This is a genomic window from Candidatus Corynebacterium faecigallinarum, assembly GCF_052264515.1.
Taxonomy (GTDB): domain Bacteria; phylum Actinomycetota; class Actinomycetes; order Mycobacteriales; family Mycobacteriaceae; genus Corynebacterium; species Corynebacterium faecigallinarum.
Map to the genome: position 1 here is coordinate 1 of NZ_JBQQOC010000046.1, position 10,109 is coordinate 10,109.

The 10,109-nt window shown below is 64.1% G+C and carries 3 protein-coding genes; 1 reads left to right on the plus strand and 2 read right to left on the minus strand.

What is annotated here, in order from left to right:
• Positions 1–189: 189 nt before the first annotated feature.
• Positions 190–7,857, minus strand: a complete 7,668-nt coding sequence (locus ACTXPP_RS13660) for a DUF4011 domain-containing protein (protein ID WP_443342617.1) — start codon at positions 7,855–7,857, stop codon at positions 190–192.
• Positions 7,858–8,160: 303 nt separating this feature from the next.
• Positions 8,161–9,186 carry a hypothetical protein gene (locus ACTXPP_RS13665; RefSeq protein WP_443342619.1) on the minus strand — a complete coding sequence of 342 codons (1,026 nt, stop codon included), beginning with the start codon at positions 9,184–9,186 and terminating at the stop codon, positions 8,161–8,163.
• Between the two features lie 131 nt (positions 9,187–9,317).
• Here ACTXPP_RS13665 and ACTXPP_RS13670 point away from each other — a divergent pair.
• Positions 9,318–10,109, plus strand: a 792-nt coding sequence (locus ACTXPP_RS13670) for a metallophosphoesterase (protein ID WP_443342621.1), incomplete at its 3' end; no start/stop codon positions are given.

The following is a 10,109-nucleotide window of genomic DNA, read 5'->3' on the forward strand; positions in this document are numbered from 1 at the left end:
GGGAAGGCCAGAAGACTATGCGTCCGTATCCACGGCCCTTGGACTGGCACCGGAAGCTCCACGGCGAAAGGTGCGTGCACGGTTCCGCCACCGGGGTGATCAAGGGGCGGTGGCAGTTCTGGAGAATCTCTGGATGTAACGCCGCCTGGGCGGCGGAGCTCTGGTTCGGGTACTTGAGGTTGCTACTCGCTACAACAGGTCCAGTGCCTGGTTGATCCGATCTTTCGCCTGTCCTGTCAATCGACCGATGTTGAATGTACCGAGCACTGCCCGGTGCAGCTTCTCCCGGGATTCCGGCGTCAGCTCCGCCAGTTCAGGCGATCGGTTCAACACAAGTCTGGCAGCACAGGAGATCTCACGCAGCGAGATATCCGGCAAGTTTCGTCCCTCCGAGCGGCGTACGTGGTTCCAGGCTTCAGGCCCTTCAGCGGATAGCCAGACGAAACTGGTGTCTGCGGATTCTTCATGGACAAGCTCTTGAGGAATGAGCTTGTCGATAGTCACGTTAATCAGCTTCGAAGTCTTCTGGCGCCCGAACCTCTTGGCAATCGCCGTGCGTAAGCGACCGAGGCGTACCGGCCCGGAATCCGCGATCATCACGGCGACATCCTCGCGCAGCTCCGCAATACGGGTCGTAGAAAACCCTGCTTCCAATTCCTCCCGCTCACCGAGCGCGGCTTTGTCCTGCAGTGGCACATACGGCAACTCAGTGGGCAGCGGACCAGCGCCGGTACCCATTCGTGACGTGGCAGTCTCCTCCTCGCGTGAATGACGACCAGTCGACGGGGTTGGTGTAGCCGGCACAGCTGAGGGAGTGGCCGTGGACACCGAGCGTACCGGAACGGAGGGTTCCGCTGGCTCGACTGCGGCTTCGTCGTCGGCTTCATGGTGGTTGACAGTGTTGTTTTCTGCCGGCTGGGCAAACGGATTCGCCCGACCCGCCATCGCCGGGGCCTCGAACGGATTGGAAGGAGCCGGAACCGAATCAACGGCAGTCTCTGCGGCAGCCTCCTCGTCGGACCACTGAACCGGGGCCTCCTCCAGTTCTTCGTCGGAAGACCGACCGAGCAAATCGTCGACGATGTCCTCGATCTCGGCGGCGTCGACGTCTCCGTCGTCTGCAGCGGACGGATCAGCGCCTTCACCGAGCTCGGTCAGAGCTTGCTCCCGAGCTTCCTCCTCCGCCTTCTCCTCAGCAGCGATGCGCTCGCGTTCCTCTGCAAGCGCACGTTCCGCCTCCTCGAGAACCTTCGCACGGGCGGCATCCTGTTCCGCAATCTTCTCGCCGGCGGCGCGGATCTCGGCTTCCACCCGGTCGATGACCGCGTCCCGGTCCTCGATCCACTCCGGCAGCCACACCCGCACCGTTCCTGCCCAGTGCATGAGCTTGCCGAGTAGACCTGGCGTGAGATCACGGTCAGCCACCGTATCCATCCCCGCCCACCGGTCACTGTCCGTGAGTACCGCAGCGTGCCACCGCTCATCGTCGGCCGGGCGTACCACCAAGTCGAGCGTGTAGGAGGACAGACCATAATCCGTCTCCACAACCCAACCCCGCTGCCGCAATGCAACGGCAAGATCGTCACGCAGGGTATTCGTATTCACGGCGACACCCCGTCGTGCCGCAACAGGGCTGGCGTGCTCGATCGCCGCCTCGAGATAGCCGCGAAGGTCCCGGAGTCCGGCAGACGTGGTTCGGTTCAGGTCGATTTCCGTCGGAGCGAAGGAACAGAAAAGCTCAACCTCCTTACGGGCCCGTGTGACCGCCACATTCAGTCGACGTTCACCGCCCTTCCTGGACAGCGGACCAAAGTTCATGGGCATCGGACGCCCATCCGACTGCTTCGAGAATGCCGTGGAGAACAGGATCACGTCGCGCTCATCGCCCTGCACATTCTCCAGGTTTTTCACGAAGATGCCCTCCGGACCGGGAACCAGCCTGCGGGCCACCAGTGGATCACCGCATTCCTCCAACAGATCGAGGATATGGTCGCGCTGCGGCACATTGAAGGTCACCACACCGATCGACTCGTCCTTCGTCAGGGGATCATTGACCCGCCTGACCACAGAATCGACGATGGCCTGCGCTTCGACGGGATTGGTTCCCAGGGTGCCGAGACCTGCCTTCACATCTGCCTTGCGGATGAACTGACCGTCCACCCGGACCAAGGAAACGCCTGCCCCCGGAACTCCGCCGGGAGAGGGGAGACTGGACAGGTGTCCTTCGTAGTACCGCTCATTGGAGAACGCGATGAGGGACTCATCCTGACTGCGGTAGTGCCACGACAGCCACAGCTGCGGCAGCCCAGACTCGACTGCCTCGGAGAGGATGGATTCCAGGTCGTCGAGGGCAGACATCGCGTCCGCGGCCTCACCGTCGGCAGTCTCCTCGGGAAGATCATCGCTGTTGCCGAGTGTCGTCTTACCGATCCGGGTAGGAGGCATCTGCTTGCTGTCGCCGACGATGACTGCCGCGCGGGCACGGCCCAGCGCACCCATCGCCTGATCCACTGTCACCTGGGACGCCTCATCGAAGATGACGAGATCGAAGGTGACGGCCTTCGGATCGACGAAAGTTGCCAGCGAAGCGGGCGAGACGAAGAAACATGGAGCGACCGATAGAATCTCTTCACCGAACTCACCCAGCAGGGTGCGGAAAGACTTCGCGTTGCGCTTGGCGTCCAATTGGCGACGCAGCAGTGCTGCACGACCGTCCAGCCGGCCCTGGGTGAAGGGGCGCTGGGCCAGTAGTCGGGCAGGAAGGGCACGGGTTGCCTCCTGCTGCACCTTGGTAATGGCCGTGCTAAGTTCCTTCAGCTCAGATTCACGAAGCGTCCGGTGGAACGACCGCAGGTTGAATCGCTGGCTGCGCTCGGACACGGAAGCCTCCGCCAGACCACGTCGCAGCGCCATATCCAGGTCACGGGGCTCGATCTGCCCCTCCTCGACCTGTGCGACGAAAGCAGCCAATCCAGCACCTCGCAGCGGACGCGCCATGTACTCCCACTGGACGGCGCGGGTGATCAGCAGATCGCCAGTGGCCTTGAGATCGTCGTTCCATTCTTCGGCGCAGGAGAGCCACGCCTCAACCCGGGTGGCTGCTCCTCGAGTTGTCACCCAGTGCGCCACCGATTCCGCGGTCGCGTCCAGAGCACTGCACCAGGACACCCAGGCGTCCTCGATGTCGGAGAGCGTATCCGACAGAGGCGCATCGAGCCCCTGAGATTGCATACGGGTTGTCAGCTGCAGCAATTCCGGAGCACGGGACGAATCCTTGATGGCCTTACCGAGATCATCTCCGCACTGCCAGAGGTTCGCCGGAAGGTTGGGATCCGCAGGGGAGCGGCCAGCGAGGGATTCCGCGCCGGGAATGGCAGCGATCTTCTGGGCGATGTCTCCGGCGACGGCCCGCAGCTGGGGCAGCCGCAGCAATTGGGGCTCAACACGCTCCGGTGCGTACACCGTCTCCACGTCAATAGCAGTCACGGACGGCGGAACGGCGACGGCGAGCGCGGAACGATAGGCGTCCAACTTCTTCTTCTTGCCGAACATGCCCTTCTTCGTCGCCTCCAACGCCTCCAACACAGGTGCCGGATCCCCTGATCGAATGAAGGACGCCGAGAACATGGCCGACACGTCGGCGAAGTCTCCCTTGAGCCGGTCGACTTCGGCGGCCAGTGACTTCAACCGCTCTTCGGAATGGGCGAGGCGTGCGCAGTCATCCGGCGTCAGCCGACTGTCTTCCGGGATCGCCTCCACCGAGCGGAGCTGTTCGACCAGCGCCGGAACGTCCCCATCCTCCAGCAGCACCTTGATTTCAGGAACGGCTTCCAGGACCGCGCGGGTCTCTTCTAGCCGGGAGTGAGCGGACAAGACGATCTTCTCACTCTTGGGGTTGGGGCCGACGAGCGACCACCGGGGGATCGACGGGAAGTCAGTGACCTGAGCCTGGGTGGAGAGCCGGGAAACCTGGGACTGCATCGCGTCCACCGGCATGGTTGGGGCGGCAACGACTTTCTCCGGTACCGGAGCGACAGGGCCGTCGTCCATCGAGGTCAGGGCAGATACCGCGGTCCACAGAGAGTGTCCGGCACCATTACGGTCGTGGATCTGGCCAGGGTATTCCGCCAGAGGCGCCAGCCGGGAGCGGAGGTTGGCGACCGCATTGTCCCAAAGGTGCATGTCATAGTGCACCTCGGCATCGACGGACTCCTTGAGCTGCTGACGGATCGCAGCCGGCTTCTGCTCGGTGCCGTGGAGGTCCAGGGTGAACGGAGCGAGACCGACCCGGGACAGCCTGTCGCGCACCACGTCCAGTGCAGCCTGCTTCTCGGCGACGAAGAGGACCTTCTTGCCCTGGGCCATGCAGTGGGCGATGAGGTTCGTGATCGTCTGGGACTTGCCGGTACCGGGCGGGCCCTCAAGCACGAAGCTGTATCCCTCGGCCGCGGCAGTGACGGCCTGCAACTGGGCGCCGTCGGCGGACACCGGCAGAGCGAGTTCATCCTCGCGGGCGACGACATCCTTCGCCGAGACCCCGGTGGTCAGCGAGACCGGGTCGGTGAATGCGGCACCGGCCTTGGTCGCGAGGTGACGGAACACCGGTGCCTCCATGAAGGTCTCCCAGTTGTCCCGGAGGTCCTTCCATATCCCGTAGGTGGAGAACTTCGCAATGATCAGCCGGGAGTACTCGACGACGGTGTAAGGAAGCTCGGCCTCGATGAGCGCGGCAGAGATAGCGGACATGGCGTGGGCGATGTCGAGCCCGGAGGCATCGAGCTTCGGTCGGGCCAGCGCATCGATGGTGACGTTGTGGACCTGGTGCAGCCACTCCACGAGACAGTGGTTCGGTGTCGCTTCGGTGGTGGTGTCCACCTGGATCTGGAAGCGGGCGTTTCCCCTGCCGCCGACGATCTTCACCGGGATAAGGAACAGGGGCGCCAGCGCCGGCTTTCCCGCGGTGTTCTCGTGGATCATCGCGCCGAGGGTGAGGTACAGGTTCGAAGAGCCGGTCTCCTCGGTGTAGGTACGTACCGACCGGTTGAGTTTTTGGAACCAGGACGCGTACCTGGCGTCCGTGAGATCGGCGTAGATCCGGTGGCGGTCCGTGAGTTCTGCGGCGACCTGCTCGGACGGTAGATCGGTGACGCGGTGGATCCCCTGGAGCCGACGGTTGTCGGAGACATCGTCGATCGGGTGGACAGCGATCTTCTGACCGGCGTGGATCTGGTCGTCGAGTTCCGCGAGGCTTCCCGGCGCGAGTCGGAAGTCGAGGACTTCAGGGCCCGACCGCATATTCAGCAGTCGGTTGCGCAGCGAGAGGTCGAGAAGTTCACGCTTCCACTTCTGAACGCGGAAAGGAGCAGGATCGTTGATGTCACGGAAACTGCCTGAGCCATCCTCGACAGAAGCGGTACCGGTATCTGGCATAACCCAGGAATCTGCCGTGGTGGGTGCATCCTCTTCCGTGGGGAAGACCGCGGCGACCGGCGAGCCCGCGGTCCCGTCGGAGAAGGGCTTCATTCCGTCACGGTGTGCGGCGTGGATGTCGATTAGCCCGTTGATGGAGGTGTCCTTGAGCTGGGCACGGGTCCGTTCCACAACGGAACGGAAAGACACGGAGGAGTCGTAGAAGACCGCGTCGATCGGCATCAATCGACCGCTACGGATGTAGTTGTTGATCACGGTTGGTTCCGTGATCGTCGGGGAAGGAAGCGGATCATCGGACAGGAGGACACCGGTCATCGCATGTCCCGGCAGCATGATCACCACGGGCAGCAGGCCGCACTGCTCAGCGACTGCTGCGTAGGCCAGCGAGAGGTCGATACAGGTGCCCAGCCGGTCGGTAAGAACCCGGCCTGAGGTCCGGACGCGCTGACCGGTGTACTCGAAGGACGCCGGAGGATTGATGTAGCGGATATCCATGGACCGCAGGGCCTCGAATACCGCTCCGGCGATCTCGATCGTGCGTTCCGGCCCGCCCTGGTTCCCGCTGACGGAACCGTCTCCGGTGTGCTCGCGTAGGAGGTCAGACACCGTGGCTAGAACAGGGGTCACCGCCGGAGAGTTTGGCTGCACCCACGCGGCGAGTGACTGGTAGTAGAGCGGGGAGTTGAACCACTCATCCGGCGCGAGGACGTCCAGGTCCACGGACTGTTCGACGGTGTGATCACCGACCGTTACGAGGACGGTCATGTCACCTGTCCGTGCTTCGGTGGACTCCAGGGTCTTCGCGACCGCGACCCTGGTGGCATCGTGCGGTTCGGTGTGCGAACCTGTGCCGGGCTCCAAAGACGGAACTGGGATGACTCCACTGGAGAAGAGCGGTTCTCCGTCGACGACAGCGGAGATCGTGAGCTCACCGGCAGGGGATGGTTCCGTGGCACTGTCATCGAGGGCGAACTCGATGAACCGTACGACCGGGATCCGGTTGTGAGCAAGCGCGTGGTTGGTGACGCCCATGTAGTACAGACTGATCGTCAGATTGCCGATCTCCAGGTCGACCTGGTTGAACAGTGAGGTGGAGGACATTCTGCGGGGCTCTTTCCTGCGTGCGGTCTGAGGTGAAGGCTCTGGTGATGGCTTTGGTTCGGGCCGGGGTGAGGGTTGTTCACTTGGGTTCTCGAGCTCGCCGAGCAGACGCGCGAACCCGGTCTCGGAGACCACAGGTACTCCGAGGTTGCGGGCCTTCTCCGCTTTCCGACTGAAAGAATCCGGATCGGCGGCGACGAGCAGAACGGACTTCTTGGTGACACCGCCGACATCGAGCCCTGCAGCGGTGGCCCGGGACTCCCACACGGTCCGGGGAATCTCGGTCTCACCGGTGAAGGTCACTCGGTCACCGGGTGCGAGATGAAGACCGGAGACCGGGACGGCGTCACCTTCGGTGGCAGGTGCCTCAAGCAGACGTGACACCTCTGAGGCCGGCACGTCCAGCGCGCCGGCGATGAAGTACAGCTCGTCGCGTTCTTCGGGGGTGACGATACCGTCCGCCCAGGCGAGGACCGCCAGCTGACGAAGGAAACTAGTGTGCAAGTCGCGGACCTGTTCCCGACCGAGACCGAGGTCGGCGGCACAGGCTGTGAGTGCGTCGATCTCGTGGACCGACAGTTGTCGGTCCAGCATCGCCGTGGTCAGCAGATCGAGGTAGGCATCCGCGTCATCCTCGCCGACTATCGGAAGGCCGGAGGCAACCCGGTTGAGCCAGGTCCCGTCATTCGTCTGTGTAGCGTCGGTCCGGTTGTGAAGTGCCGCCCTCGCACCCCCGGAGAGGGCGGCGATGTCAGCCACCGGAAGCTCGACCGGGGACAGGTACGCCAGATCGATGGCGAGGTCGTTCGGAAAACAGGTGAGGAAATGGTGGAGCAGATCGGCCGTGGCCTCGGCATCACCCAGCGCGGCGTGAGCGTGAGAGTTGGTAATGCCGACAGCGGCAAGTGCTGTCGACAGACCACGGCCGGCGGTGGGTAGCAGCTGTCCGGTGAGCGACAGCGTGCACAGTGAAGCGCCGTCGAACGGGTGCCCGCTGACTCCTATGCGTGAAAACTCGGCAGCAATCATGCGGGAGTCAAAGGGGACGTTGTGCGCGACAAAGATCCGCCCGGTGAGCTGCTCGGCGAGTTCCGCGGCAATGTCGGCGAAACGGGGAGCTCCGGTGATGTCCCCTGCGGTGATCCCGTGAATGTCCGAGTTCGGGATGTGCCTTCCCGGGTTGAGCAGGGTGCTCCAGCGCCCGGTCACGGTCCCGTCTGGGTCGGCGTGGACCACCGCGATCTCTAGGATCCGGTCGTTTCGTGAGAAGCCGGTGGCCTCTACATCAACGATGGCGAAGCGAAGTCCGCTGTTCTTGTGAATCACAGTAAATAACCATAGTCGGCTTGAGGTTCAGGGTGCGAGGTCGCATTGGGTTCTCCCTCTTTGCACTTCACCGGAACCGGAGTTCGCAGTCCCGGTCATCGAGGTCGAGCTCTCGGAACATGGCAGGTGCTTCAATCGTCGAATTCTCCCCGTCTCGTTCGCGGTCGGAGGAGGCCTGGATGCGCGCTGCGCTGTGAGCCGCGACTGCATCGGCTCTGTCTTCCATGATCTCGTCATCCGCCTCCGGAAGTCAGTCGTTGACGATTCGCGAACGCAAGGATGCCGACGCGAGCTCTCAGTTAGTTACGCGAACAACCGTCCACAGTCGCGGTCCTTCAGCCCGAGGTTCCAGATTCCTTCCAGCGCCGACAGTTCAGGATCCTCGGGCCGGGGTGCAGGGGAGAAGGCGTCGATGATGCGGTTGGTATCCCCGGAGGCCACTGCGTCGGCCCGGTCCTGCGCCCGGTCTGCGTCTGCGGTCAGTCCGTCGGTGGCCACCGTCCAGTCGTCCAGAGCAGTGGAGACCGTGGGGCTCAGCTCACGCAGCTCCTCGGCGGTGCGGCGCTTCTTCGCCGCGACCCGGGCGGCCGCCTCGGAGACCTCGGTGGAGAACTCGGACAGGTCCTCTCGGGTGACCACCGGCCGGGTGACCTCGGTGAAGAGAAGCTCGGTGTCCTGCCCGTAGTCCGCGACGAAGCGACGCTCCAGGATCGTCGTGCAGACGGACGCCGCCTCCCGGTACAGCCCGGTGTCCGGATCCTCGGGCGGGACCAGGGTGAAGACCTGTGCACAGTCCCCGGAACCCATCCTGGCCTGGACATCCTCCGGGAACTCGGCGCCCCGCGGGCCGTCGGCGCCGAGGAAGGCGTCCTTCATGGTGACCACATCGCCGGAGTCCAGTGCGGTGACCTGGTTGTTCCAGACGTCGATGGTCTCCTGCCAGGCCGACGTCCACCCGTCGAGTCCGTCCACGGCGGACGCCGGTTCCGCCAGCGCGTCCAGTGCCTTCGTCCGGTCGTCGATCCGCAACTGGAGGGCATCGACCGCAGCGGCGACCACGTCGTCGGAAACGGCGTCCCCGGTCACCAACGGCCGGGAGAGCTCTGCGGTCGCACCGAAATCCTCCGGCAGGTCAGCGGCGGAACGGTCGTTGATTACCTGCGAACAGGCGGTGGCGAGCAGGCTTTCGGCAGACTGCTCGCTGCCTGCCGAGCCGGAGCCGGCGGATGTGGTCGTCGGGGAAGGGGCGGCGGCCTCCCCGGAGCAGGCCACGACGAACGCCGCCGTGGTGGCGAGGACCAGGGCGAGGGTTGTGCGCGAGGCTTTCATGGTCATCAGTATCCGGTACGAAACCACACTTGCGGCACACCCTGGCTACCCCCGCAGGTATATTCGGCCCTCACCTCGTTGAACCGAAAACCACTCTGCCGATCAGGCCCGAACCGGAGTAGGCTCGGTGTATGGTCCAGGCCACCCAGAGCCCGACCCTCATCGCCTTCATCGGCGACCTGCACGGTAACCGGTCGGCATTCGAGTACACCGCTGCAGTGGCGCTCCACCGTGGCTGCACGACCATCGTCCAGGTCGGGGACTTCTGGATGTACAACAGCGACCGGGACATCGCCATGATGCAACGCGCACTGCGCCACGCCTGCCCCCGGAACACGGATCCCGATCTCATCGACTACCGGTTCATCGACGGCAACCACGAGAACTTCGACCTGATTGACCCGGACGCCGCCGCCCCGGTCCAGGTCTCAGGCAACGTCACCTACATGCCGCGTGGCTCCCGGGCGAACCTCGCCGGAGCCGAACTGATGTTCTTCGGGGGAGCGTCCTCCGTGGACCGCTTCGACGACCGCGGCGCCCCGGTGCGCACCACCGGCAGGGACTGGTGGCCGGCCGAGAACATCACCCACGCCCAGGTGGGCCGAGCCCTCGATATGGCCTCGGGGGATTCAAGGCCGGTGGACATCCTCGTCACCCACGAGACAACGACCGAGACCTTCCAGGCGCTGAGCGATGAACGCGCCCGCCAGCGGTTCCGTCGGCTCGACACCGACGACCTGGAGGGTGACCGGAACCGCTGGTTCCTGTCCCGGATCGCACAGGCCGTGAACCCGAGGATGCAGGCGCACGGGCACCACCACATGCCGTTCTCCGGAGTTTTCGGCGGGGTCCACGACCTCAGCCTGGGTGCCGAGAAGCAGTTCGGGGCGATGGCGATCCTCGACACCAGCGACTGGTCCTGG